The sequence below is a fragment of the Mycolicibacter sinensis genome (assembly GCF_001667945.1).
Taxonomy (GTDB): Bacteria; Actinomycetota; Actinomycetes; order Mycobacteriales; family Mycobacteriaceae; genus Mycobacterium; species Mycobacterium sinense_B.
This window is the reverse complement of record NZ_LZJK01000108.1, coordinates 19,325-43,574: the sequence shown is the minus strand read 5'-3', so window position 1 is coordinate 43,574 and position 24,250 is coordinate 19,325. Positions and strand designations below refer to the sequence as shown.

General features: G+C 68.2%; 21 protein-coding genes and 5 pseudogenes. 9 read left to right on the top strand and 17 right to left on the bottom strand.

Features of this window, described 5'->3' with window-relative positions:
* Positions 1 to 6: 6 nt before the first annotated feature.
* A pseudogene (locus A5694_RS24680) lies at positions 7 to 126 on the top strand (PLP-dependent transferase); the annotation flags it as partial.
* Positions 127 to 174: 48 nt separating this feature from the next.
* Here A5694_RS24680 and A5694_RS14555 read toward each other — a convergent pair.
* From A5694_RS14555 to A5694_RS14540, 4 genes and pseudogenes are all read right to left on the bottom strand, one after another.
* Positions 175 to 900, bottom strand: a pseudogene (locus A5694_RS14555) (aminotransferase class I/II-fold pyridoxal phosphate-dependent enzyme); the annotation flags it as partial.
* A pseudogene (locus tag A5694_RS14550) lies at positions 897 to 1,510 on the bottom strand (RDD family protein). The pseudogenes A5694_RS14550 and A5694_RS14555, both read right to left, overlap by 4 nt.
* 66 nt (positions 1,511 to 1,576) lie before the next feature.
* Positions 1,577 to 2,971 carry a cystathionine beta-synthase gene (locus A5694_RS14545; protein WP_064922532.1) on the bottom strand — a complete coding sequence of 465 codons (1,395 nt, stop codon included), beginning with the start codon at positions 2,969 to 2,971 and terminating at the stop codon, positions 1,577 to 1,579.
* A gap of 35 nt (positions 2,972 to 3,006) precedes the next feature.
* Complete coding sequence (locus A5694_RS14540) at positions 3,007 to 4,056, bottom strand: alpha/beta hydrolase (protein ID WP_064922537.1); 1,050 nt, start codon at positions 4,054 to 4,056, stop codon at positions 3,007 to 3,009.
* A gap of 181 nt (positions 4,057 to 4,237) precedes the next feature.
* Between A5694_RS14540 and A5694_RS14535 the strand changes: the two genes are divergently transcribed.
* Positions 4,238 to 5,083 carry an SGNH/GDSL hydrolase family protein gene (locus A5694_RS14535; protein ID WP_064922531.1) on the top strand — a complete coding sequence of 282 codons (846 nt, stop codon included), beginning with the start codon at positions 4,238 to 4,240 and terminating at the stop codon, positions 5,081 to 5,083.
* A gap of 43 nt (positions 5,084 to 5,126) precedes the next feature.
* Entirely contained in the window at positions 5,127 to 6,344 is a 1,218-nt protein-coding gene (locus A5694_RS14530; protein ID WP_064922530.1) for an acetyl-CoA C-acetyltransferase, read from the top strand.
* On the opposite strand, the pseudogene A5694_RS22670 reads toward A5694_RS14530, so the two are convergent.
* Positions 6,341 to 6,789: pseudogene (locus A5694_RS22670) on the bottom strand (DUF559 domain-containing protein); the annotation flags it as partial. The gene A5694_RS14530 and the pseudogene A5694_RS22670 overlap by 4 nt on opposite strands.
* A gap of 164 nt (positions 6,790 to 6,953) precedes the next feature.
* On the bottom strand, positions 6,954 to 7,817 hold the full coding sequence (locus A5694_RS14520) for a Bax inhibitor-1/YccA family protein (RefSeq protein WP_064922528.1): 864 nt from the start codon (positions 7,815 to 7,817) through the stop codon (positions 6,954 to 6,956).
* Between the two features lie 162 nt (positions 7,818 to 7,979).
* Between A5694_RS14520 and A5694_RS14515 the strand changes: the two genes are divergently transcribed.
* The 3 genes from A5694_RS14515 to A5694_RS14505 are packed head-to-tail and all read left to right on the top strand — an operon-like array spanning position 7,980 to position 11,465.
* Positions 7,980 to 9,017 (top strand): enoyl-CoA hydratase/isomerase family protein, encoded by a 1,038-nt coding sequence (locus A5694_RS14515; RefSeq protein ID WP_064922527.1) that lies wholly within the window; start codon positions 7,980 to 7,982, stop codon positions 9,015 to 9,017.
* Positions 9,018 to 9,029: 12 nt separating this feature from the next.
* Positions 9,030 to 9,812 carry an enoyl-CoA hydratase gene (locus A5694_RS14510; RefSeq protein WP_064922526.1) on the top strand — a complete coding sequence of 261 codons (783 nt, stop codon included), beginning with the start codon at positions 9,030 to 9,032 and terminating at the stop codon, positions 9,810 to 9,812.
* Positions 9,813 to 9,815: 3 nt separating this feature from the next.
* Positions 9,816 to 11,465 carry an alpha/beta hydrolase gene (locus tag A5694_RS14505; RefSeq protein ID WP_064922525.1) on the top strand — a complete coding sequence of 550 codons (1,650 nt, stop codon included), beginning with the start codon at positions 9,816 to 9,818 and terminating at the stop codon, positions 11,463 to 11,465.
* A 9-nt stretch (positions 11,466 to 11,474) separates the two neighbouring features.
* On the opposite strand, the pseudogene A5694_RS14500 reads toward A5694_RS14505, so the two are convergent.
* Both A5694_RS14500 and A5694_RS14495 read right to left on the bottom strand, forming a co-directional pair.
* Positions 11,475 to 11,882 (bottom strand): annotated as a pseudogene (locus A5694_RS14500) (rhodanese-like domain-containing protein); the annotation flags it as partial.
* Entirely contained in the window at positions 11,879 to 12,409 is a 531-nt protein-coding gene (locus A5694_RS14495; protein WP_064922523.1) for a cysteine dioxygenase, read from the bottom strand. The gene A5694_RS14495 and the pseudogene A5694_RS14500, both read right to left, overlap by 4 nt.
* 276 nt (positions 12,410 to 12,685) lie before the next feature.
* Between A5694_RS14495 and A5694_RS14490 the strand changes: the two genes are divergently transcribed.
* Entirely contained in the window at positions 12,686 to 13,663 is a 978-nt protein-coding gene (locus tag A5694_RS14490; RefSeq protein ID WP_082952681.1) for a patatin-like phospholipase family protein, read from the top strand.
* Here the strand turns inward: A5694_RS14490 and A5694_RS14485 are convergent.
* Genes A5694_RS14485 through A5694_RS14460 form a run of 6 tightly spaced genes read right to left on the bottom strand, consistent with a single transcriptional unit; the run spans position 13,660 to position 19,668 of the window.
* Entirely contained in the window at positions 13,660 to 14,517 is an 858-nt protein-coding gene (locus A5694_RS14485; RefSeq protein WP_064922521.1) for a patatin-like phospholipase family protein, read from the bottom strand. The genes A5694_RS14490 and A5694_RS14485 overlap by 4 nt on opposite strands.
* On the bottom strand, positions 14,514 to 15,389 hold the full coding sequence (locus A5694_RS14480; protein ID WP_064922520.1) for a class II glutamine amidotransferase: 876 nt from the start codon (positions 15,387 to 15,389) through the stop codon (positions 14,514 to 14,516). Before A5694_RS14480 ends, A5694_RS14485 begins: the two co-directional genes overlap by 4 nt.
* 7 nt (positions 15,390 to 15,396) lie before the next feature.
* Complete coding sequence (locus tag A5694_RS14475; RefSeq protein ID WP_064922519.1) at positions 15,397 to 15,864, bottom strand: SRPBCC family protein; 468 nt, start codon at positions 15,862 to 15,864, stop codon at positions 15,397 to 15,399.
* A gap of 17 nt (positions 15,865 to 15,881) precedes the next feature.
* Positions 15,882 to 16,940, bottom strand: coding sequence for an NAD(P)H-dependent amine dehydrogenase family protein (locus tag A5694_RS14470; protein WP_064922518.1), 1,059 nt, complete (start codon positions 16,938 to 16,940; stop codon positions 15,882 to 15,884).
* Positions 16,940 to 18,571, bottom strand: a complete 1,632-nt coding sequence (locus A5694_RS14465; protein WP_064922536.1) for a long-chain fatty acid--CoA ligase — start codon at positions 18,569 to 18,571, stop codon at positions 16,940 to 16,942. Before A5694_RS14465 ends, A5694_RS14470 begins: the two co-directional genes overlap by 1 nt.
* A gap of 41 nt (positions 18,572 to 18,612) precedes the next feature.
* Entirely contained in the window at positions 18,613 to 19,668 is a 1,056-nt protein-coding gene (locus tag A5694_RS14460; protein WP_234786521.1) for a YncE family protein, read from the bottom strand.
* A 493-nt stretch (positions 19,669 to 20,161) separates the two neighbouring features.
* Between A5694_RS14460 and A5694_RS14455 the strand changes: the two genes are divergently transcribed.
* Positions 20,162 to 20,368 carry an excalibur calcium-binding domain-containing protein gene (locus A5694_RS14455; protein WP_064922516.1) on the top strand — a complete coding sequence of 69 codons (207 nt, stop codon included), beginning with the start codon at positions 20,162 to 20,164 and terminating at the stop codon, positions 20,366 to 20,368.
* A 332-nt stretch (positions 20,369 to 20,700) separates the two neighbouring features.
* Here A5694_RS14455 and A5694_RS14450 read toward each other — a convergent pair whose 3' ends face one another.
* The 3 genes from A5694_RS14450 to A5694_RS14440 all read right to left on the bottom strand — a co-directional run bounded on the left by A5694_RS14450 (position 20,701) and on the right by A5694_RS14440 (position 22,689).
* Entirely contained in the window at positions 20,701 to 21,012 is a 312-nt protein-coding gene (locus A5694_RS14450; protein ID WP_131809597.1) for a hypothetical protein, read from the bottom strand.
* 256 nt (positions 21,013 to 21,268) lie between these two features.
* Entirely contained in the window at positions 21,269 to 21,568 is a 300-nt protein-coding gene (locus A5694_RS14445; protein ID WP_082952679.1) for a hypothetical protein, read from the bottom strand.
* Complete coding sequence (locus A5694_RS14440) at positions 21,565 to 22,689, bottom strand: hypothetical protein (protein WP_064922515.1); 1,125 nt, start codon at positions 22,687 to 22,689, stop codon at positions 21,565 to 21,567. The genes A5694_RS14445 and A5694_RS14440 overlap by 4 nt, the downstream gene beginning before the upstream one ends.
* A gap of 477 nt (positions 22,690 to 23,166) precedes the next feature.
* On the opposite strand from A5694_RS14440, the gene A5694_RS14430 reads away from it, so the two are divergent.
* Positions 23,167 to 23,931 (top strand): hypothetical protein, encoded by a 765-nt coding sequence (locus A5694_RS14430; RefSeq protein WP_064922513.1) that lies wholly within the window; start codon positions 23,167 to 23,169, stop codon positions 23,929 to 23,931.
* The last annotated feature ends 319 nt before the right edge of the window (positions 23,932 to 24,250 follow it).

The following is a 24,250-nucleotide window of genomic DNA, read 5'->3' as shown; positions in this document are numbered from 1 at the left end:
GGCGCGCTGATCACCGACGACGAGGAACTCGACGCCGCCTTCGCGTTCCTGCAGAACGGCGCCGGCGCGGTGCCCGGCCCCTTCGACGCCTACCTGACCCTGCGGGGCCTCAAGACGCTGGTGCTGCGGATGCAGCGGCACAGCGAGAATGCGACCGCGGTGGCGGAGTTCCTCACCGGGCACCGCGCCGGCGCCGTTCTGCAGGAACGCGAAGGCGGCGTCGAGTTCCTCGTCGTCGGTGATCAGCGCGCCGCCGACCACGTCGGAGTGACCGCCGATGTATTTGGTGGTCGAATGCAGCACCACGTCGGCGCCCAGCGTCAGCGGCTGTTGCAGCGCCGGCGAAGCGAAGGTGTTGTCCACCAGCACCTTTGCGCCGGAGTTGCGACCGATTGCCGCAATGCCTTCGATGTCACTGATCGACAACAACGGGTTGGTGGGGGTCTCCACCCAGATCAGCCGGGTCTTGTCGGTGAGCGCGGCGCGCACCGCGTCCAGGTCGGCCAACGCGACCGGGGTGTGGGCCACACCCCAGTGGGTGAACACCTTGTCGATCAGCCGGAAGGTGCCCCCATAGGCATCGTCCGGGATGATCAGGTGGTCGCCCGGGCGCAGCATCGCCCGCAGCGCGCAGTCCGTCGCGGCCATCCCGGAGGAGAACGCGCGTCCGAAACTGCCGTGCTCGACCGCGGCCAGAGCGGTCTCCAGCGCGGCCCGGGTCGGGTTTCCGGTGCGCGCGTACTCGTACCCGCCGCGCAGGCCGCCGACACCGTCCTGGGCGAAGGTGCTACTGGCGTAGATCGGGGCGTTGACCGCGCCGGTCGCCGGGTCGGGACGGAATCCGGCGTGGATCGCCTTGGTGGACAGGCCCTTTAGGCCGTGTCCTTGACCCTGGCTCACCGGATCGGCAGGCAGACGGTGGTCATGATCTTGTCGGCGAGCGTCTGCCGTTTGGCGTCCCAGAGCGGGAACAGGTAGCCGATACACAAGATGGCGCCGTCGATGATGTGAGCCAGCTGCCGCACGACCGACATGCCGAACCCGATCGGCTGGCCGGTGGCCTCGGAGACGACCTTGAACTTCATCACCGATTTGCCGATGCTCGACCCGGTGACCCCTTGCCGGTAACCGAAGTTCCAGATTCCGTAACCGAGCGCCGCCACCCAACCGACGAACATCAGCATCGCGCCGGCGCCGGACGGGCTGACGGTGCAGGCGAACCCCGTCGACGTGGTGATGCACTCCTTCTTCGCCGTAGATCCGGCGATCATCGACGGGATTCCGTAGAGCACCAGGATGGGGATGAAGTCGATGAAGTAGGCGCCCACCCGGGTCAGCCACGACGTGTAGGCCTCCTGCGGAAGCTGGCCGACCGGGCTTCCGGCCGAGGCGTATCCCGGCGGCGGGGGCGGGTAGTTGCCGGGCGGCGGCGGCGGGTAGTTACCGGGGGGGGGTAGTCGCCGGGCGGGGGCGGGTAATTGCCCTGGGGCGGCTGCGGGAAGTCAGTCATGGGCAACCCTTCTGGCGAATCGATTGGTGCGGATTGCCACGCTACCGCAAGGCACCCTCGCCGTGGCTACCTGCGACGCGGCCCGTCGGAGAGGAAACCCAACAGGTCGTGGCGGGTGATGACCCCGACCGGCTTGCCGTCTTCGACCACCATCACCGCGTCCACCTCTCGCAGCGTGGTGGCGGCGACGCCGACCACTTCACCCGAGCCGATCAGCGGCAGCGGCGGACCCATGTGCTGCGACACCGCGTCGGCCAGCTTGGCGCGGCCTTCGAAGACCGCCGAGAGCAGTTCGCGCTCGGACACGCTGCCGGCCACCTCCCCCGCCATCACCGGTGGCTCGGCGCCGACGACGGGCATCTGCGACACTCCGTACTCCCGCAGGATCCCGATGGCGTCGCGCAGGGTCTCCGACGGGTGGGTGTGCACCAGGTCCGGCAACACCCCGGACTTGGCGCGCAGCACGTCGGCGACGGTGGGCTGCACGGTCGAGCCGTCCAGCCGGGAGCGCAGGAACCCGTAGGACGACATCCAGGCGTCGTTGAAGATCTTCGACATGTAGCCGCGGCCGCCGTCCGGCAACAGCACCACCACGAGCGCATCGGGCCCGGCTTTGACGGCCGCTTCCACCGCGGCCACCACGGCCATTCCGCAGGACCCGCCGACCAGCAGCGCTTCCTCGCGGGCCAGGCGCCGGGTCATGTCGAACGAGTCGGCGTCGGACACCGCGATGATCTCGTCAGGGATGCTCGGGTCGTAGGCGGCCGGCCAGAAGTCCTCACCGACGCCTTCCACCAGATACGGCCGCCCGGTACCGCCGGAGTACACCGAGCCTTCCGGGTCGGCGCCGATGATCCGCACCCGGCCGCCCGACACCTCCTTGAGGTAGCGGCCGGTGCCGGTGATGGTGCCGCCGGTGCCGATCCCGGCGACGAAGTGGGTGACCTGGCCGTCGGTGTCGGCCCAGACCTCCGGACCGGTGGTCTCGTAGTGACTCTCCGGGCCGGCCGGGTTGGAGTACTGGTCGGGCTTCCAGGCGCCGTCGATCTCTTCGACCAGCCGGTTGGACACGCTGTAGTAGCTGGCCGGATCGTCGGGCGGCACCGCAGTCGGGCACACCACGACCTCGGCGCCGTAGGCCCGCAACACGTTCTGCTTGTCCTCGCTGACCTTGTCCGGGCAGACGAATACGCACTTGTAGCCGCGGCGCTGCGCGACCAGCGCCAAGCCGACACCGGTGTTGCCGGAGGTGGGTTCGACGATGGTGCCGCCGGGCTTGAGCGCCCCGCTGGCCTCGGCCGCGTCGATCATCTTCACCGCGATGCGGTCCTTGGAGCTCGCGCCCGGGTTGAGGTATTCGATCTTGGCCACCACCCGTCCCGCGCCGGCGGGAACGATCGAACCCAGCTCGACCAGGGGGGTGTTGCCGATGAGATCACTGATGTGGCGCGCTATCCGCATGTCTGCCATCGTCTCAGGTTGTTGGTCCCTCCGGGTCAGCCGGTGGCTTCGCGGATGTATTCGCCGATCTGGCGCAGCGACCGGGTGGCCTCCGGCACGAACGGTGCGGTGATCTGGAAGACGTGGATCTGGCCGGGCCACACCCGCAGTTCGACCGGGACGCCGGCTGCGGCCAGCACCTTGGCGCCCAACCGCGCGTCGTGCAGCAGCACTTCGGAGCCGGAGACGTGGATCAGGGTGCGCGGCAGCCCCGGCTTGACGTGCTGCAGTGGTTCGAGGATGTCACCGCCGTGGACGCGGTCCCGCCGTGCCGCATCTTCGATCAGCTCGACGAACGCGTCGAACGCCTTGGGCGGGAACATCGCATCGACGTGGATGTTCCGGTGGGCCTTCTTGGCTTCCTTGGCGATCTCCAGCAGCGGCGACATCGCGACGATCGCCGCCGGGGCTTCGTCGCCCTGCTCCAACAGCTTTTCCGCCAGCGCCAGCGACAGGTAGCCGCCGGCTGAGTCGCCGGCCAGCACGATCTGGTCCGGTGTGTAGCCCTGGCGGCGCAGCCACCGGTAGGCGTCGTAGCAGTCGTCGATCGCGTCGGCGATGGAGTGCTTGGGGATCATCCGGTACTCGACCACCAACACCGGGCTGTCGGCGTACTTCGACAGCTTGGTGACCAGCCGGCCGTGGGTGTTGGCCCCGCAGGTCAGAAAGGCCCCGCCGTGCATGTACAGCACCACCCGGCGGGTGCCGTCGGGCGGCAAAACACCGGCGGCCCGCACCATCTGGGCGGTGCAGCGCGGCAGCCGGATGGTGGCGCGCACGGTACCCGGCGCCGGCAGCACCGCCTTGGCGGCGAAGTCCAGCAGGCCGAACGGCCACGGCATGCGCGGAAGGTAGCTGCCGACCGAGAGCACCGTCCGGATCGTGGGCCGGGCCGCCAGCCACGCCAGCCGTCCTTCGACGCTGGGAGGGTCCTCGACGACCTCGACGGGCAGGCCGTCATTGCGGGGGAAGCGGTGGGTTCGCGGTCCGGGCCGCAGACCGCTGAATGTGCGCGGCGAGCTGGCAATCTTGCTGGGCGCGGTCATGGTGCACACTCCCTCCAGCCGGCCCCGGACGGCACAGCCAACGCGGTAGCTCGTATCGTCACACGGCCGCGTTTGTGAAGAGATCCTAAGAGTCGTTCCGATACGGCTTCGGGTCCGCATCGTGATCATTTGTGTTTGCTACACCCGGTCCCCGGGGTGCTTGCTCGCCTAAACTTGCGGCATGGGGATCCGGGTGGCGCGGCGGTCGGCGATCACGCTGGCCACCGCCGGAGCGCTCGCCTCCAGCGGAACCCTCTACCTGGGTGTGCGCAATCTGTTGGCCGGTCAGGCCGACCTGGCCCGCCAAACCATCCCTAGGGCATGCCAGATCCCACCGCGCGCCGATGGCATATACGTTGCTGGCGAGACCACCGTGCAGCGCTTTCAGCGTGGCCTGGGCGTCGATCTGCACCTGATGATGTTCGGCGACTCGACCGGGACCGGCTACGGCTGCTGTTCGGCCGAGGAGGTCCCCGGCGCGCTGATCGCCAGGGCGCTGGCGGAGCGGACCGGTAAACGGGTTCGGCTGAGCACCAAGGCGATCGTGGGCGCCACCTCCAAGGGCCTCGCCGGGCAAGTCGACGCGATGTTCGTCGCCGGGCCGCCACCGGACGCGGCGGTGATCATGATCGGCGCGAACGACGTCACCACGCTCAACGGGATCGCCGGCGCGGCGCAGCGGCTGCACGCGGCGGTAAGGCGGCTGCGCTGCAGCGGTGCGGTGGTGGTCGTCGGCACCTGCCCCGATTTCTCGGTGATCAGCGTGATCCCCCAACCGCTGCGCTGGGTCGCGCACACCCGGGCGCGGCAGCTGGCCCGGGCCCAGACCCAGGCGGTCAAGGCCGCCGGCGGTATCGCCGTCCCGTTCGCCGACTTGCGCACGCCGGCGTTTCGCAACTCCCCCGGCTTGCTGTTCGCCCCCGACCAGTACCACCCGTCGGCGGCGGGTTATGCGCTGGCGGCGAGTCAACTGATCCCGGCACTGTGCGCCGCGCTGGACGAGGCCGATTCACGCGTGATGGCCTGAGCGGACTAGATTTCCCTGGAGTACCCGACCAGAGGAGCCAGAAGTGCCCGAAGCTGTCATCGTCTCAACTGCTCGTTCGCCGATCGGCCGGGCCGGCAAGGGATCGCTGGTCACCATGCGGCCCGATGACCTGGCCGCCCAGATGGTGCGCGCCGCGCTGGACAAGGTGCCCGAGCTGAACCCGCACCAGATCGACGACCTGATGATGGGCTGCGGCCAGCCCGGCGGCGCGGCCGGCTACAACATCGCGCGCGTCGTCTCGGTGCTGCTCGGCTACGACTTCCTGCCGGGCACCACGGTGAACCGCTACTGCTCGTCGTCGCTGCAGACCACCCGGATGGCGTTCCATGCGATCAAGGCCGGCGAGGGCGACGCCTTCATCTCCGCTGGGGTGGAGACCGTTTCCCAGTTCGGTATCGGCGCCGCCGATGGCGCCCCGAACAGCAAGAATCCGCTGTTCAACGACGCGGTGGCTCGCACCGAGGCCGCCGCGGCCGGCGCTACCGAGTGGCATGACCCGCGCGCCGACGGCAACCTGCCGGACATCTACATCGCGATGGGCCAGACCGCCGAGAACGTCGTGCTGCACACCGGGATCAGCCGCGAAGACCAGGACCACTGGGGCGTGCGCAGCCAGAACCGGGCCGAGGAAGCCATCAAGAGCGGCTTCTTCGCCCGCGAGATCTCCCCGGTCACGCTGCCGGACGGCACCGTGGTCAGCACCGACGACGGCCCGCGCGCCGGCACCACCTACGAGAAGATCAGCCAGCTCAAGCCGGTATTCCGGGAGAACGGCACGGTGACCGCCGGCAACGCCTGCCCGCTGAATGACGGCGCGGCCGCGGTGGTCATCACCAGCGACACCAAGGCCAAGCAGCTGGGCCTCAAGCCGCTGGCCCGGATCGTGTCCACTGGGGTGTCGGGCCTGTCGCCGGAGATCATGGGCCTGGGCCCGATCGAGGCGGTTAAGAAGGCACTGGCCAACGCCAAGATGTCGGTCTCCGACATCGACCTGTTCGAGATCAACGAGGCCTTCGCCGTGCAGGTGCTCGGCTCGGCCCGCGAGCTCGGTATCGACGAGGACAAGCTGAACGTGTCCGGCGGTGCGATCGCCCTGGGCCACCCGTTCGGCATGACCGGCGCCCGCATCACCGCCACCCTGCTGAACAACCTGGCCACCCACGACAAGACCTTCGGCGTGGAGACCATGTGTGTGGGCGGCGGCCAGGGCATGGCGATGGTGGTGGAGCGCCTCTCCTAATTTCTCCGTTGCCGTCTTGGGGCGTCCCAAGCACGCCTGACGCGGCGAATCACGTCGCAGCCCCGGTGCTCGGCGAGCACTCTGATATGCGTCCAGCCGACCTGCTGGATGTACTCGAGGCGTTCGGCGTCCTTGACGAACCGGGGGCGGCTGGTGCGGTGTTGTTCGCCGTCGTATTCGACCGTGAGCATGAGGTCCTGCCACCCCATGTCCAGGAAGTATTCGGGTAGCCGTCATTGATCAACAGCAGCCGCAGCCAGGACTCCTTCAGCGACTGCGCTCCGGCGTCGACGAGATCGAGGGCAGCTTCCAATTGCCGCAGGCCGCGGGTGTGCCGATGCCGGGCGACGAGATCCGCCACCTGCTCGACCTTGAGGCCGGTGGCATGCGCCAACGCGTCGAGCCTGGCGACCGCCTGCCCGATACTGCCCCGCCTGCCCAGGTCGCCAACGCCTCACTGCCGATGAAGGGCTCCGCCATGCCCAGAGGGTGACAGGCCGATCGCCGAACCGCGGGCCGTCAGCCACAGCAGAAATGACTCTGCGCTGAGGGCAGGTGCTACTCGCACTTTTGCGCCCTCAGCGCAGAGTCAACGGGGAAAGACGAAGGTCACTCGTTCTGGAAGTAGCTGAGCAGGCGCAGGATCTCCAGGTACAGCCAGACCAGCGTCACGGTCAGACCGAGTGCGATACCCCAGGCCGCCTTCTCCGGCGCCCCGGCCCGGATCAGCTGATCCGCCGCGTCGAAGTCGATCAGGAAGCTGAACGCGGCGATGCCGATGCACACCAGCGAGAACACGATCGACAGGGTCCCGCCGCTGCGCAGGCCCAGACCCTCACCACCACTGACGCCGAACAGCGACAGCACCAGGTTGCCGATCATCAGGGCCAGCACCCCGAACATCGCGCCCACCAGCATCCGGGTGAACTTCGGGGTAACGCGGATGGCGCCGGTCTTGTAGACCACCAGCATGCCGCCGAACACCCCGAAGGTGCCCATCACGGCCTGACCGATCATCGAGCCGGCATTGCTGGTCCCCACCGTGACCGCGGTCAGCACGAACGAGATGGCGCCCAGGAACAGCCCCTCGAGCACCGCGTAGCTGAGCACCAGCGCCTTGCTGTCCTGCTTGCGGGCGAACATGCCGACCATGACCAGCGCCAGCCCGCCGAACGCGCCGATGAAGGTCAGCGGGCCGGCAAGCGCCTGGTTGGCCGACACCAGGAAGAAGGACACGATCGCGGCGACGCTGAGCACCCCCAGCGTGATACCGGTCTTGGTGACGACGTCGTCGATGGTGAGCGGGCGACTGACCTCCCGCCGATAGTCGGTCTGCGGGCCCTGCAGGCCGGGATAACCCGGGGTCATCTGCTGGGCTGCGCCGGCGGTGGCCTGACCGAAGCCGGTTCCGAACTGCGCGTAACCGCCCTGTTTGGGCAACGAACGAAATACCGGGTTGCTGGTCTCCCGCACCTTCCCGATCCTCTCTAATGCTGTCTTGTGCTCTGACACGAAGATGTGCGAACAACTGATCAACGATCCGCGGCCCGCCGGAGTTCCCGGCGTCCGGCCGTTCTTCCGCCAAACCTTACCCGCGGATGGACGACCGCGGGTAGGGATCTACATTGCGAAGGCGTGACAGGTGAATCTGACGAGGTACTGGCCCGCGTCGATAGCGGGGTCGGGCTGCTGACCCTGAACCGTCCGCAGGCGATCAACTCCCTGACCCTGCCGATGGTGACCGCGATGACGACGGCGCTATCCACCTGGGCTGATGATCCGTCAGTGCGTGCCGTGGTGCTGTCGGGGGCCGGGGAGCGCGGGCTATGCGCAGGCGGAGACGTGGTCGCGATCTATCACAGCGCCAAAGCCGACGGCGCCGACGCGCGGCGCTTCTGGCACGACGAGTACCTGCTCAATGCCCAGATCGGTGCGTTCGGCAAGCCGTACGTGTCCTTGATGGACGGCATCGTGATGGGCGGCGGCGTCGGGGTGGGCGCGCACGCCAACACGCGTGTGGTCACCGACACCACGAAGATGGCGATGCCCGAAGTGGGTATCGGCTTCATCCCCGATGTGGGCGGCACCTATCTGTTGTCGCGTGCACCCGGTCACCTGGGCCTGCATGCGGCGCTGACGGGCGCACCGTTCTCCGGCGCGGATGCCATCGCGCTGGGCTTCGCCGACCACTTCGTACCGCACGACGCGTTGGGCGACTTCACCGCGACGATCGTCGCCGACGGGGTCGCCGAGGCACTGCAGCGCCACGCGGTCGAACCGCCACCGAGCCCGCTTGCCGCGCAACGCGAGTGGATCGACGAGTGTTATGCCCACGACACCGTCGCCGAAATCACCGCGGCGCTGGCCGGCCACGGCAGCCCCGGCGCCACCGCCGCCGCAGAGCTGATCGGCACCCGCTCGCCGATCGCGTGTGCGGTGACGCTGGAGTCGGTGCGCCGGGCAGGCAGTCTGGCCACTCTGGAAGACGTTCTGGTTCAGGAATTCCGGGTGTCGACCGCCTCACTGCGCTCCCACGACCTGGTGGAGGGCATCCGTGCCCAGTTGGTCGACAAGGACCGCAACCCGCAGTGGTCGCCGGCAACCCTGGCCGAGGTGAGCGCCGCCGACATCGAGACCTACTTCGCCCCCGCCGAACCCGATCTAGCCTTTTAAGGAGTCTTTCCCATGGCGCAGAACACATACGAAACGATTCTCGTCGACCGCGACGGGCGCGTCGGAACCATCACCTTGAACCGGCCGCAGGCCCTCAACGCGCTCAACAGCCAAGTGATGAACGAAGTCACCACCGCCGCAGCTGAATTCGACGCCGATCCGGGAATCGGCGCGATCATCATCACCGGGAGCGCCAAAGCGTTCGCCGCCGGGGCGGACATCAAGGAGATGGCGAACTTGAGTTTCGCCGAGGTGTTCGCCGCCGACTTCTTCGCCGCCTGGTCCAAGCTGGCCGCGGTGCGCACCCCGACCATCGCGGCGGTCGCCGGGCACGCCCTGGGCGGCGGTTGCGAACTGGCGATGATGTGCGATCTGCTGATCGCCGCCGACACCGCCAAATTCGGCCAGCCGGAGATCAAACTCGGCGTGCTGCCCGGCATGGGCGGCTCCCAGCGGCTGACCCGCGCCATCGGCAAGGCCAAGGCGATGGACCTGATCCTGACCGGCCGCACCATCGACGCAGCCGAGGCCGAACGCAGCGGGCTGGTGTCCCGCGTGGTGCCGGCCGACGACCTGCTCGCCGAAGCTCACAAGGTCGCCGCCACCATCGCGGGAATGAGCTTGTCGGCGGCCCGGATGGCCAAGGAGGCCGTCAACCGGGCGTTCGAATCCACCCTGGCCGAGGGGCTGCTCTATGAGCGCCGGCTGTTCCATTCGGCGTTCGCTACCGAGGACCAGACCGAGGGCATGGCGGCGTTCACCGAGAAGCGCGCACCGAACTTCACCCACCGCTAAGCGATGGCCGGGTCGCCCGAACGGCCTTGGTGGATACGGCATTACACCTTCACCGGTACCGCGACCGGACTGGTGTTCATCTGGCTGTCGATGACGCCGTCGCTGCTGCCCCGCGGACCGCTGTTCCAGGGGCTGGTCAGCGGCGCGTCCGGGGCCGCCGGGTATGGAATCGGCGTGTTCATCGTGTGGCTGGTGCGCTACATGCGGTCGGCGGAAACCAGCCCGCCGGCGCCGGGCTGGGCCTGGGCGGTGCTGATCCCGGTCGCCGTCGTCATCCATGTGGTGATGATCGTCCGCGTCCACGACTGGCAGCGGGATGTCCGTTCGCTGATGGGCGTACCGCAGCTGAGTTGGTACTGCTTCCCGATGGCGGCCGGGCTGGCGGTGCTGACCCTGTTCGTGCTGGTCGAACTCGGACAGTTGGTGCGCATCGTGGTCCGCACATCGGTGCGTCAACTCAACCGCATTGCGCCGCCACGGGTTTCGCTGGTCGTGGTGGTGGCGCTGCTGGCCGGGCTGACCATCGCGCTGCTCAACGGTGTGGTGGTGAAGTTCACCATGCGCACGCTGAACAACTCCTTCGCCGGAGTCAACAACGAGCTGGACCCCGATCGGGCGGCGCCGTCGACCGGGCTGCGTTCGGGCGGCCCTGAGTCGCTGGTCTCCTGGGAGTCGCTGGGCCATCAGGGCCGCATCTTCGTGGCCGGCGGACCGACCGTCGCGCAGCTCACCGCCTTCAACGCCACCCCGGCGGTCGAGCCGATCCGCGCCTACGCCGGCCTGAACTCCGCTGACGGGATCCAGGCGACCGCCGAACTGGCCGCCGCGGAACTGGCCCGCACCGGCGGGCTGACCCGTGCGGTGGTGGCGGTGGCGACCACGACCGGCACCGGCTGGATCAATGAGGCCGAAGCCTCTGCCCTGGAGTACATGTTCAACGGTGACACCGCGATCGTGAGCATGCAGTATTCGTTCCTGCCGAGCTGGCTGTCCTTCCTGGTCGACAAGGAGAACGCCCGCCAGGCCGGACAGGCCTTGTTCGAGGCGGTCGACAAGCGGGTACGGGCCATGCCGGAGTCCCGGCGCCCCAAGCTGGTGGTGTTCGGTGAGAGCCTCGGGTCCTTCGGCGGCGAGGCACCGTTTATGAACCTCAACAACGTGCTGGCACGCACCGACGGCGCGCTGTTCTCCGGGCCGACGTTTCAGAACACCATCTGGAAAGACCTGACCGTCAACCGCGATCCCGGTTCGCCGCAATGGCTGCCGATCTACGACCACGGCCGCAACGCGCGGTTCGTTGCCCGCCGGACCGACCTGACGCGCCCAGACGATCCCTGGGATACCCCGCGCGTGGTGTACCTACAGCACGCATCTGACCCGATCGCCTGGTGGAACCCGGATCTGCTGTTCCACAAGCCGGACTGGCTGTCCGAGCCGCGCGGCTATGACGTACTGCCGCAAGTGCATTGGAAGCCGATCGTGACGTTCCTGCAGGTCTCCGCCGACATGGCGGTAGCAGTCGACGTGCCCGACGGCCACGGACACTGCTATGTCGCCGAGGTAGCCGACGCCTGGGCGGCGATATTACATCCAGCGGCGTGGACCCCGGACAAAACCGAGCGGCTCCGACCGCTGCTGCACTCCAATGCCTAGCCGGTTGAGCCCCCGGGACCCTTTCGGCTCCACCAGCACCCCGGCGGCGGCCAGGGCGTGATAGCCGCCGATGACATCGGTGGCGCGATGCAGGCCCAGGTCCACCAGCGCGGCGGCGGCCAGACTCGAGGTGTAGCCCTCCGAGCACAGGATCACCCACTGCACGTCGTCGTCGAGGGCCTGCGGCAGCCGGGCGTCGCTGGTCGGGTCGCAGCGCCACTCCAGCACATTGCGCTCGATCACCAGGGCGGCGGGGACGTGTCCTTCCCGGGCGCGCTGGGCCGCCGGACGGATGTCGACCAGGATCGCGCCGTCGCGCAGCGCTGCGGGTAGCTCCTCGGCGGTCAACCGGTGCAGCCTTGCCCGTGCCGCGGCGAGCATCCCGTCGATACGACTGGTCACCTGCGTCGCGGTCATGATGCCTCCGGGTGTTCGGTGAGTTCGGTGCGTTGCCGGCGCAACGTGTTGTCGCTCGCGACGTCGTAGTAGGACATCTCGACCAGCGGCGGGGAGTAGGCGTGCACGCTCAGCGTCGGTCCGGGACGTGACGGCGCCCAGACGACGTCATGCACCCAGCCCCGCGAAAATGCGGCCTGGTCGCCGGCTTCGAGACGGCGCCGCGCCAATCCGGCGCCGTCCCAGTGGTATTCGTCCAGGGAGCCGGACAGCACCGTCAAGGCGCCGAGCGAGTCGCCGTGGTCGTGCAGTTCGGTGGGGTGTCCGGGCACCCAGCTGATCAGCCAGATGTCGAGCCGCTCGTCACCGTGGATCCGGGTGAACCAGCGACTGTCTTCAGGCAGCCCGGCGGCGGGCAGCAGGTGCTCGTAGCGGCCGGCCAGCACCGCGTCGGCGGCCAGGTCGGTGGTCTGCAGGAGGTCGGGCAGGCGCAGCGAGCGGGGCCGGGAGCCCGAACGCCGCAACGCAACAGGATCAGCGATAACCATGGTGGAAAACTCCAGAACGGATGGGGTGGATGTCAGGGGTCGGCGGCAGCGATCAGCTGCGGCAACAACAACCCGGGAATCCGACGTACTCCATCACGACGGCCATGCTAGGCGGTCGGCGGCGCCAGGCGCATCCGCCCACGACGGGCGGCCGGGCGGCGTCCGTCCCACGCGCCGCAGTGTCACCCGCCGTGAGCTGGGCATTTGCGCCGGAAGTGCGGTTGCAATCACGGTGAGGAAAAAAGCCGGGCCGGCGCTGCCCGCAAAATGGTGGGCATGACCTCTACAACTGCACCGCGGGTGTCGGTGGTCCTGGGCAGCGGCAGTGCACGCGGCTACGCCCACATCGGGGTGATCTACGAGTTGCGCGAACGCGGGTACGACATCGTCGGGATCTCAGGGTCGTCGATGGGCGCGCTGGTCGGCGGTCTGCAGGCGGCCGGGCGGCTCGACGACTTCGCCGAATGGGCCAAGTCGCTGACCCAGGGGGCGGTGTTGCGGCTGTTGGACCCGTCGTTCACCGCGGCCGGTGTGCTGCGGGCCGGGAAGATCCTCGATGTCGTCCGGGACATCTTGGGCGACATCGACATCGAGCGGCTACCGATCCCCTACACCGCCGTCGCCACCGACCTGATCGCGGGCCGGTCGGTGTGGCTGCAGCGCGGTCCGGTCGACACCGCCATCCGCGCCTCGATCGCGATCCCCGGGGTGATCGCACCGCATGTGGTCGACGGGCGGCTGCTCGCCGACGGCGGCATCCTCGACCCGCTCCCGATGGCGCCGCTGTGTGCGGTCAACGCCGACCTGACCGTGGCGGTGAGCCTCAACGGTGGCGATCCGACGGCCGCCGGGCCGGCTGCCGAGGATTCCGAGCGCGGCGCGCCGGCCGGGCGGCTCAACCGCATGCTGCGCAGCACCTCAGCCCTGCTGGATACCAGCGGGGCGCGTTCGCTGCTGGATCGGCCCACCGCACGGGCGATTCTGGACCGGTTCAGCAGCGGTGAATCCGAGCACGCTGACGCCGATCCCACTGAGGCCGCGGCCGAGGCGCCCAAGCTGGGCAGCTTCGAGGTGATGAACCGCACGATCGACATCGCCCAGGCGGCGCTGACCCGCCATCAGCTGGCGTCCCACCCGCCGGATCTGCTCATCGAAGTGCCTCGCGCCGCCTGCCGCAGCCTGGACTTCCATCGCGCCGCAGAGTTGATCGACGTCGGCCGCGAACTCACGCGCCGCGCCCTGGACAGCATTTAGCCGGTGAGGAATTCGGCGATCGCGGCGGCATGCCGGCGACCCTGCTCGCGTCCTGCGCGCGCCGACGGCACCCGGCACGCCGGGTCCAGCGGGTTGCTGCCGAAGGCGCGCAGCGCGGCGGAGTCGGCGAACACCGCGTACACCCGCCCGCCGAACGCCGCGATCTCGGCGGCCGCGCCGGCGCTGAACGGCGACGGCGCCGATTCCCCGGAGGGCACCAGCACGACGGCCACGGCGCAATCGTCGGCGACGTCGAGGTTGATCGAGCTGCGCATCCCACCGTCCATGTAGCGCCGCCCGCCGATCACCACCGGCGGCCACACGCCCGGGACCGCGCAGCTGGCCGCCACCGCGTCGACGAGCCCGACGCCCGAGTCCCGGTCGAACACCATCAGCTCACCGGTGTCGATGTCGATGGCGGTGATCCGCAGGCAGCGCTCCGGCCAGTGGTGGGAGGGCAGCCGGCGTTCGATCACCTGCCGGCGCACCGGGGCGGGGACGGTCTCGGCAGCCAGCGCGACCGCACCGATGCGCTGCATCTTCTGCGCGGCAGAGGTGTTCGGTTCGGTCATCGCGGCCAGGAACAGCTCGGCGATCCCCTCCACCCCTACCCCGGGGTCGAGCTCCGGCGAGGTTTCGGCGACCTGGCGGGCGTAGAGCTCATCGAGGCTGGTTCCGCTGCTGATCTGTCCGCTCACCGCGGAACCGGCCGAAGTCCCGACCAGTACGTCGGAGTCCAGCAGCGCCGCCGCGGTGGCCGGCGACTCGTCGGCGATGCCGCACAGCACACCGGTCTCCCAGGCGATGCCCGCCACTCCCCCGCCGGCCAATACCAGGGCACGTTTACCTGTCACAGCCGTTCTTTCCAAGGGTGTTGAGCCTCCTGCGCCGCGGTGGTCAGTTCGTCGCGGCGCAGTTGCCGGGCGGGGGGATCGGGGAAGGCCAGCTCGGTGGTGAGCTGCAGCTCGGCGTCGACGTGGATCAGTTCGCCCGGGGCCAGCAGCCGCCAGCGCGGGTCGGTGTCCATCGGTTCACTGGCGAACACCACCGCACGGCGGCCGCGCAGCTGTTCGGACTGTGCCCGGATCCGCTGGGTGTACAGATCCACCCCGAACGGTTCGGCGCCGTCACGGCGGTCCAGCAGGTGCAGTTGGTGGGTGTCGGGATAGCGCAGCGCCCACATGTCGGTGGCGGTGCTCAGCAAGATGTTGAGCGCATAGATCGGCACGTGGGCCGCTAGCCAACCGATCGCGTCGCGCAGGCCAGCGCCGACATCGCCGTCGCACGCCCGGATCGACCCGGTGATCAGCGCGAAGACGCGCTCGGAATCAGTCTGTCCCGCAACGAGTTCAGCGGTGCCCAGCTCACCGAGGCGCTGTTCGACGGCGTCGAGACCGCGTAACACTCCGTTGTGGGCGAAGATCCGGCCGTCCTGCAGAAACGGGTGGGTGTTGGCCATGTCGCGAGCGCCGGTGGTGGCGTAGCGCACGTGCGCGACGAACGTGGTGCCGGCCATTTCGTGTGCCTCGGTGGCGAATTCGGTGTCCTGCCACGCCGCGACCGGCTCCTTGCGCAGCCGCGGGCGGCCGTCGCGGCCGAACACGCCCAGGCCGGTGCCGTCCGGGTTGCGCCGGCTCTGGGCGGCGAGGTTGTCCGGAGCGTTGAGCAACCAGAACGTGGCGGTGACGGCATCGGTCCCGGCATGCAGTCCGAACAGTCGGCACACGGGTGCCTCAGCCCTCCAGCAGTGTGGCCAACTGCGCCAGGGCCCGCTGGGCGTAGCCCTTCCACAGCCGCCCGAGCACCGGCATCGCGGGGGCCGCCAGCGCGGACCGCGGGTGGATGATCCACCGCCAGGTGACCGTGGTGCCCGTTGCCGTCGGGCTGAATTGCCACCGGCCCTCGACGAATCGCACCAACGGCGCCAACGGGCCGGTGATCTCAGTGAGCCGGTAGCCGAACGACTGCGGCGGCTCGATGCTGGTCAGCTCCTCGCGCATGCTGCCGCCGCCGGTCAGCCGCACGATCCTGGTCTGGCCGGCCGCCTCCCATGCGCCGGTCTGGCCCAGCACCTCTTTGATCGGGGGAATCGGCCCGTACCAGTGCCGGAACAGCTGCGGCAACGGCAGCGGCATCGTGCCGGCGAAGGCGTCCTCGACCGGAACTGCTATCACCCGGGATTGCTCGACTGCGTAGGCCACGGTTTTCAGGTTAACGTTCAGCGCGCCAGGCGCGGGGCGGCCCGACCGGTGATCAGCGGCAGGTCGAAGAACCCGGCGAACCCGGCCGGGGCCGCACAGGTCGCCGGAATCGCGTTGACGCAGTGCGCCGCGGTCGCCACGACACCGGGGTTGCTGATCAGGCCGGCCTCGACGGTCTCGGGCTGCCAGCCCTTGACGGTGACGAACGTGTCGGGGTTTCCCCGCACCTCCATCTCGTAGCGCTCCCCTGCGGGACCGAACGTCCAGGGCGGGTCGAGGTTCTCCTGGCCCATCTGCCAGTTGACCGTGACCCGCGCGACCACCTCGTCGCCGACGGTGGCCTCCCAGTGGAACCGGCGCCCGGCCACCTGACCGGGTTCGATGGAACCGATCGGCGAGTCGATCGGGGCGGTGGCCACCGCGACCTCCTGCCGAGAGCGGATCTGCTCGTCGGCGGCGAAGCCCAGCCGGTCGACGCACAGGCGTACCGATTGGCGAAACCCGCCGTCAAGCAGCTTCTGCATCGGGCCGCTCAACGCCTGATCCGGGGTGCCGCCGAAGCCCATCACATGGCGCAGCACATCCGGCGCGTCGTAAGTGCGCAGATCCGAATACTCTTCGCCGCGAATGAATGTCACGCCGGTGGACATCACCGACAGCAGCAGCGGGAACAACTCGAAGGCCGCGCCCGGCCCGATGCCGGCGCCGTGCAGGGTCACGCCACCTTCGCGCGCTGCCGCCTCCAACGGTCCCACCTCCTTCTCGGACGGGTAGAACCAGCCGACCGGGGTGACGACGTTCTTGCCGGAGCGCAGCAGCGCGGCGACCTCATCGGGGTTGGGCAGCAGGGGCGCGTAGATCACCGCGTCGGCGTCGAGCGCCAAGATCTCGTCGACGCTGTCGGTGGCCGTCACGCCCAGCGGCTCGGCGCCGATGATCTCGCCGACGTCCTTGCCGCTCTTGGCTTTCGAGTGCACCCAGCAGCCGACCAGCTCGAGGTCGGGGTGTTCGAGCACTCCTTTGATCGCGGCCACGCCGACCGAGCCGGTCGCCCACTGGATCACCCGCAGACTCATCAGTCACGCACCTCGCTCACTTGGTATTGGCCGTCGGAGTATCGGGCCCGGATGGTCTTCTTGTCGTACTTGCCGACGCTGGTGCGCGGAATCTCCTCGACGAATGTCCACCGTTCCGGCAGCCACCAGCGGGCGACCTTGTCGGACAGGAACGTTCGCAGCTCGCCAGGGCTGACCGAGGCGCCGTTGCGCGCCACGACGACGGCCAGCGGACGTTCCTGCCAGCGCTCGTCGGGCACCCCGACGACGGCGGCTTCGACCACGTCGGGATGGGCGATCAGGTCGTTCTCCAGCTCCACCGAGGAGATCCACTCCCCGCCGGACTTGATCACATCCTTGGCCCGATCGGTCAAGGTGATGAAGCCTTGGGCGTCGATGCGGCCCACGTCGCCGGTGCGCAGCCAGCCGGAGGAGAACTTCGACTCGTCCTGGCCGCGGTAGTAGGCGCCGGTGATCCACGGGCCGCGCACCTCCAGCTCGCCGACCGCTTCGCCGTCGTTGGGCAGCACCGCGCCGTCGTCGTCGACGATGCGGGCCTGCACACCGCACACCGGCTGCCCTTGGGTGCCGCGCAGCGACCAGTGCTCCTCGGGCGGGGTACCGGGTGGTGGCCAGGCCATGGTGGCCAGCGGCGAGGTCTCGGTCATGCCCCACAGTTGCCGCACCTGCACCCCGTAGCGCTCTTCGAAGGCGCGCATCAGCGACACCGGGACCGCCGAACCGCCGCACGCCACCAGCCGCAGCGACGAGATGTCGTGGCCCGGTTGGCGATCCAGGTAGTGCATGACGTCGTTCCAGATCGTCGGCACCGCTCCGGCGACCGTGGGTCGCTGGGTCTCGATGAGGGCGACCAGCGACGCGGCGTCCAGATGCCGGTCTGGCATCGCCAGATCCGCACCGGCCATCAGCGCCGAATACGGCAGCCCCCACGCGTTGGCGTGAAACATCGGCACGATCGGCAGGACGCAGTCGCTTGAGCCGACTCCGATGCCGTTCGTGGTGCAGCCGGCCATGGTGTGCAGGTAGCTGGATCGGTGGCTGTACACCACGCCCTTGGGGTTGCCGGTGGTGCCGCTGGTGTAGCACATGGCGGCCGCCGAGTTCTCGTCGACGACCGGCCAGTCGAACTCTTGCGACTCGGCCGCCAGCAGCTCGGCGTAGCGCAGCACGGTCTTACCGGAGGCCTCCAGCGCCGCGATATCACCCTCACCGACCGCGATTACGGTGTGCACGGTGTCGAGTTGCGCCAGCACCGGCGCCAGCAGCGGTATCAGCGATGTGTCGATCAGGATGACGCGGTCCTCGGCCTCGTTGGCGACGAAGACGATCTGCTCGGCGAACAGCCGGATGTTGAGGGTGTGCAGCACCGCGCCCATCGCCGGCACCGCCAGGTAGGCGGCCAGGTGTTCGGTGTTGTTCCACATGAACGTGGCAACCCGCTCGTCGCCGGTGATGCCGATCCGCCGCAGGGCGTTGGCCAGCCGGGCCACCTGCCCGCCCAACTCCCGGTAGGTGGTGGTGCGAAAACCGTCGTCGGTCATGGTGGTCACGGTGCGGGCGCCGTGAATGCCGGTGGCGTGGTGCAGGATGGCACCGATCGTCAGCGGCCAGTTCTGCATGGTGCTGCGCATCGACATATTCGACCATGCCGACGCGAGCCGCGTGGCGTTGGCTACAGAGCGGGTTCGAGTTGGAGCATCCGGCTGACGGCGTCGTCGAGCGCCAGTTGCTCATGCAGCGACGCCGACGGCGCCGGCAGGTCGGCCAGCGAGGCGACGGTCACGGTGCCGTCGAAGCCGGCGATGTACAGGCGGCTGCCGTCCGGGCTCTCGGCTGCGCAGGACGGCGCCGTGGTCGCGGTCAGGGTGCCGAGGGCCTCGTTGGTGCGGGCGCACATCACCAGGACGCCTGCCGCGGTGACCAGGTAGGCGCGCTCGCCGTCGCGGCTCACGATCAGCTGGATCAGCTGGGTGTCGACGACGAAGCCGGCCCCGACGGCGTGGGTGCGGGCGTCGACGGCATGGACTGCTCCGCGACCATCGGCACCGCAGGTCGCGACGAACAGCCGGGCACCGTCCGGGCTGACGGCGACGTCGATGACGGTCGAGCCGACCTTGATGACGTCGACGACGTTCAGTTCCCGGTCCAGGACGGTGACGGTGTCGCCCCCGGGTTGGCGGACCGCCACGTAGAGGCGGCGGCCGTCGGGGCTGATCCGCAGACAGGCCGCCACCGCGGCGGGGCTGTTGGAGACGCTGACGACCCCGGCCGGGCGCATGGTCACGTCCAGCGCGAGCACCTCGATACCGGCCGAACCGGTGCGGGTGACATAGACGCGGCTGCCCATCGGGTCGGCGACCAGCTCACCGAGATCCATCGCCACCGGGTAGCACCCGGTGACCTCGGCGGCGTCGACGTCGATCGCCAGCACGGCGTCCAGCGCCGTCGAGCCGGCGGTGACGTACGCCCGAGCGGTACCGGCCGGGCCGACGGCGACCGAGAACGGCTCGTCAGCGTGGAACACGGTGGCCACGATGCTGCAGCTGGCGGTGTCGATGACCGAGACGGTGTCGTCGCCGTAGTTGGTGGCCAGCAGCCGGGTGCCGTCCGCGGTGACCGCGAGGCCGCCGATCGGGCCGCGGTCCAGCGCCACGGTGTCGACGATCCGAGCTCTCGGGCTGGTCAATCCGTAAGCCACCACGTCGTCCACATCGCTCCCATCGATCACACTTCGCTCGTCTTTGCGCCCACGCCCGCGCAGCTGCCGCAGCGGCGCGGCCAGTACGACCGGGGTGCCAGGACGGGGTGTTCGTTCGATCCTAGCGGTGAATTCCAGGTGAAAGGAAAATGTCCTAATTATTGTGATAGACGTCGCAGCTTAATCCCGCGCCGCCTGGGTACCAGTGGGCCAAACCGCTGGTCGCGACGACCGCCAGCAAACATAGACAGTCGCATCGCCAGGCCCTTCAGGCGCCTGGGCTAACTTGTGATCTGCATCGCAATTAGTACCGAATAAGAAATTAAGAAGACTCGCCGGACGAATTCGGCGGTTCTGGTCACAGGCCCTTGCAAAACGCTCGGCGGCCGGGTATGGGCGGCCGCGGAAGTCTCGCGCGACAGGAAGCCTGCCAGACGTGTTCCCGGGAATCCGAGGCGGCTCGGCCAGCGGGGAACTAATCTCGCCTCAGCTCTCGTCCACAGTGATGCCCTGGAGGCCCTGAATGGTCCGTGCACTGTTGTTCGCCCTGGCGTTCGCGGCCGGCTTGCCGGTCCTGACGATCCCCGCCATGCCCACGGCCCACGCCGACGTCCCGTACCGCAACTGCACCGAAGCAAGGGCAAACGGGGACTGCGACATTCCGGCAACATCCGACAAATACCAGTCCAAACTCGACCGCGACGGCGATGGCATCGGCTGTGAGTGCTAACTAGCCCTCCCAGCACAGCTGTTGGGTCATTCGCTGCGCGGGATCGGCAGTTCGGCGTTCCGGCAGACCGCTAAGCGGGGCGCCACCGGCCCAACCACCGTGTGCCCCCAGTCGGACTCGAACCGACACTGGGCGGATTTTAAGAACGGGCGGGCGGCTTTTTGAGCGGGCCGGGTAACCCCTGGTAGATGGCCTGTCAGCTAACTCAAATACCAACTGCAACTGCTATTTTGAGCCGTTCAGCACACGGCCCAAGTACGGCCCGAGTAGGCCCCGAATACGCCCCGAGTAGCCCCCTGGCCGCCGGGGTGACGCCGGGGTGAAACCGGCGGTTAGACCGCGCCGCCGCAGCCGCCAGGCGGCGCGAGCGTTCCGCTGGGGAACGCGTCGTCAATGACGCAGTTCATCTCGAAACGCGGGGTGGCGAAGGTGCCACCGGTCATTGCCACGTTGTGCCAATAGCTGCCGTCCGGGAACTTCTCACCGTTGCACCAGGCGACGGCGAGGATGCCGCCTTTGCCGCCGGGGCAGTCGCCCGTCGTGAGGTTGGGCTTCTGAGACGGGTCCGCGTACGCAGTTCCGGCAAAGAGAAGCGTCGTAGTCGCGGCGACTGCCGACGCTGCGAAAAGTCTGGCGATGTTCACGCTGACCTCCGTTGCTCCGAGTTGGTACATCCCGCGCTACGGCGGGTCTAGCGCGATCTAAGCAAACCCGCCGCTGCGGCAGGAGCTAAACCCTCAACCCCGGTCTGTGGGTACAACCGGGGCGGGCGCAGACGTTTAACCCGCCCCGGCTGTGTCTAGGGGCCGCTGATTCGCGGCCTCGTGTGGCCGTAGCCGGGTGAACCCGCCGACCGTGGGTAACCCCGGTGCGCATGGTCGCCGCGCCACTACCGCGCCACTACCGCGCCACCGGGTCGCCGGGGTAGCCGCGCGCCTCGTTGGGTGGCCGACGTTTCTGCCGGGGCGTGAGGGATAGCCCGTGCAGTTCCACCGGCGGGCACTTCGGCATGTACTGGCCGCCCTTCGACGGTGGTAGCCCGTTCGCGTGCGGCGCCACCAACCCCTCGCCCCACGACATCTCCGTGTCGCCGGTTTCGGCTTGGCCGGTGAGCGGGTCGCGTGAGCTGGCATAGAACTGCTTTTTCCTGGGCGGCGGTTCCCGCCAAGGCTCGGGGGCATGAACACCGGCCACGATCACGTCGCAATCGTCGTCGGCGCGGTGTAACTGGCATTGGCCGTGATCTGACAGACCACGGCGGCTCCGCGATGACGAGTGCCAACACCGAATCCACGGGCGAAGAATGAATCTTGCAGCGGATAGCCAACCCAGTGGCCGGGGATGTGCCGAAGTCCTTGGTACGCCGGGTTGATGTGCTCGCGGAACCCTACTGCGTTGGCTTCGCTACCCGGCCCGCCCGTCGCCACCAGGGCCACGTAGCCCTTCGGCACGTAGTTGCTCTGGATCAGCAGAGCGTTTCCGTACGCACCCCACACCTGGAGACCGTAAAGCTCGGCGTTGGGGATTGCGCCGTGGACGGTCTCGTTGGAGATCCACGCGGGCATCAGCGCACTGGGGATGAAGTCGTGCTTCGGTAAAGGTGCGCCGGTGCGGTACTCGACTCCGGCTCGCCACGCGGTCACCGCGGCATCCTCAACATCCAACGGGTTCATCATCAGCAAAAGTGTTGCGCTATTTGATGTGCCCGGCACCCCGTAGCCGTGTTCCTGCACATGCTTGATCATGTTCTCCACGTCGGCCGCGTCGAGAACTGTTGAGCCGCTGGTGAGATAGTGCGAGTGGGTGCCGTCAAACGTCTGGCCGGCGTTCGGCGGCGGAACCATGCCGTCGTTCGACCAAAGGCCGTAGCAAGTGTGGCCCCACTCGTTGAGCGCGGTCGCCGGGTTGAACAGGCGGTTGAGCACAGTCCCGTTTGTTAACTTGTTGTCGCTCTCCAAAATGCGGGTAACCTGCGCCTGTACTTGCTCGGCGGTCGCCTCCCGCAAGAACTTCCAGGTTGCCCGCAGGCTCAAATCCCAATCTTTGAACGAGTATCCAAGTTTCAAGACATCGCTCGGCGGGCGGATCGCGCGGGGCACTCCCGCCTCGGTGGCTTCCTCGAACGAATCACTGCTGATGCTCTGCGGGATCGCATCGGCGACATTGACCGTGCGATAGCACAACAGGTTTGCGATGGATGTGCGTTCAGCGTTCCACAGCTCAAGAACCTGCTGCACTTCGGCCCAGATGTCATTGAGGTCCACGCCGTCGGCTGTCTGATTGACCAGAACATCGCCGTGGGTTGAAATGCCTTTAGCCATCGCGGCCTCCTGAAGCTCTCGGTATTCGGGCCGACGCTACGCCAGTACCACGTTGCGCGAGAGGCGATTACCGCGCCGCTGAATGATGCTCGGCGGTCGGTGGCGGACGCCGTCATAACTTCGGCGAACCGGGGAGGCTCGCGGCTAGGCTCGGCGGTGACCGCGAAACGCGGTGCAGCGGCGCACTATACCGCCGCCGGTTACGAAACGGATTGCAACGGAGGATCACATGGCGCGAGCGCCCATCAAACACCGACCACCGCCCGGAGTCGTGTTGTCGACTGTTCCGACGATCCGGGGCCGAGCCGGGGCGTACGCCTGGCTAAATGACGTCTTGGGGGTTCCGGTGCGGCTGAACTACGTTCGCGCCGCGACGGCCAAGGGCGAGATACCCGCGACCAAAATCGGTGGCGCTTTGGTTTTCTCGACTCAGGCCTTGTTCGACTGGATCATGTCACTCACCACGGAGGCAACCGTATGAGCACCATCGACCCGAAGCGCCGCGAATACCTGACGGCGAAGTTTCCCGACCTCACCGCCCTGCGGCCTATGCGCCCCGACGCCAACACGCAAGTGCGCGCGACCGACCGCGCCGAACAGATCATCGAAAGGGTGTGGGGCGACCGGGGCGGCGAGGGCGGCGTGCTGTTCGATCCGGCGCGGGTACCCGCCTTGGCCGAGCGAGCCGACGCAGCAGCCGCCGAGTACCACCGCCGAGCTGCCAGCGGTGAGCTTCGCTGGGATACCGGCGACGGCCTACGCGGCGACTACAACCCCGACGCACCCGCCGAGCAAGGCGTAGTGCGTATTTGGCGCGTCGGCACCAGCGAAGTCGATGTGGTGCGGGAACGCTGGCGCGACCGGCCTGGCCGGCGCTGGGGAACCGTTGACTACACGGTGGGCATGCTGGAACACCTGGCGGAGCAACTCGACTACCACGACTGCGCCGACGACGGCTGCGCTGGCGACTGCGACCTACGGTGCAACGTCAACATCACCAAGGCGTGCGGTGGGCCGACGCGGCTACTGCCGGTGGACCGGGGAACCCTGGTGCTGCTGTTCCGCTGTTGCCGGAACTGTGAGGACTCGGCCGGCACGACGGCAAGCACCAACTTGCAGATAGCCCTCATGGAGGTTCACGAGCGCCTGGCGGATCAGACCGACCCCGCGTGGGCTCGCACAGCGCCCTGGTGGATGCGGTGGCGGGCCGCGATCCGGCGACGGCTGCGGCGGCGACGTTAGGCACCGCTGAAGTTGTGCACGCGTGCACAAGTTTTCGGAAGTAGTCGAACACCTGTGCGACATTGCACACGCCGCAATGGGAGGCTATGGTGGTGTGGTCGCCGAATAAGCAGGCACGGCGGAATGAACATTCCGAAAGCTGGAACTCCAGCCGAGTAGGACTACGAAAGGCAAGGGTCGCATCCGCAGGGTCCATCATGGGCGAGGTCGGGTGTGGACCGCTGTAGCTGCCAAGAGCGTTACTAGAAGCTACAGCCGACCGAACTCTTGACCGACGCGGAGCGCTAACCTCCCAAGGATTTTGACTAGACGCGATTGA

Excerpts from the sequence above, each read along its gene's own strand:
- A5694_RS14545 (WP_064922532.1), bottom strand. The coding sequence starts at position 2,971 with ATGCGGATAGCGCGCCACATCAGTGATCTCATCGGCAACACCCCCCTG.
- A5694_RS14540 (WP_064922537.1), bottom strand. The coding sequence starts at position 4,056 with ATGACCGCGCCCAGCAAGATTGCCAGCTCGCCGCGCACATTCAGCGGT.
- A5694_RS14535 (WP_064922531.1), top strand. The coding sequence starts at position 4,238 with ATGGGGATCCGGGTGGCGCGGCGGTCGGCGATCACGCTGGCCACCGCC.
- A5694_RS14510 (WP_064922526.1), top strand. The coding sequence starts at position 9,030 with ATGGCGCAGAACACATACGAAACGATTCTCGTCGACCGCGACGGGCGC.
- A5694_RS14505 (WP_064922525.1), top strand. The coding sequence starts at position 9,816 with ATGGCCGGGTCGCCCGAACGGCCTTGGTGGATACGGCATTACACCTTC.
- A5694_RS14495 (WP_064922523.1), bottom strand. The coding sequence starts at position 12,409 with ATGGTTATCGCTGATCCTGTTGCGTTGCGGCGTTCGGGCTCCCGGCCC.
- A5694_RS14490 (WP_082952681.1), top strand. The coding sequence starts at position 12,686 with ATGACCTCTACAACTGCACCGCGGGTGTCGGTGGTCCTGGGCAGCGGC.
- A5694_RS14470 (WP_064922518.1), bottom strand. The coding sequence starts at position 16,940 with ATGAGTCTGCGGGTGATCCAGTGGGCGACCGGCTCGGTCGGCGTGGCC.
- A5694_RS14465 (WP_064922536.1), bottom strand. The coding sequence starts at position 18,571 with ATGCGCAGCACCATGCAGAACTGGCCGCTGACGATCGGTGCCATCCTG.
- A5694_RS14455 (WP_064922516.1), top strand. The coding sequence starts at position 20,162 with ATGGTCCGTGCACTGTTGTTCGCCCTGGCGTTCGCGGCCGGCTTGCCG.
- A5694_RS14440 (WP_064922515.1), bottom strand. The coding sequence starts at position 22,689 with ATGGCTAAAGGCATTTCAACCCACGGCGATGTTCTGGTCAATCAGACA.
- A5694_RS14430 (WP_064922513.1), top strand. The coding sequence starts at position 23,167 with ATGAGCACCATCGACCCGAAGCGCCGCGAATACCTGACGGCGAAGTTT.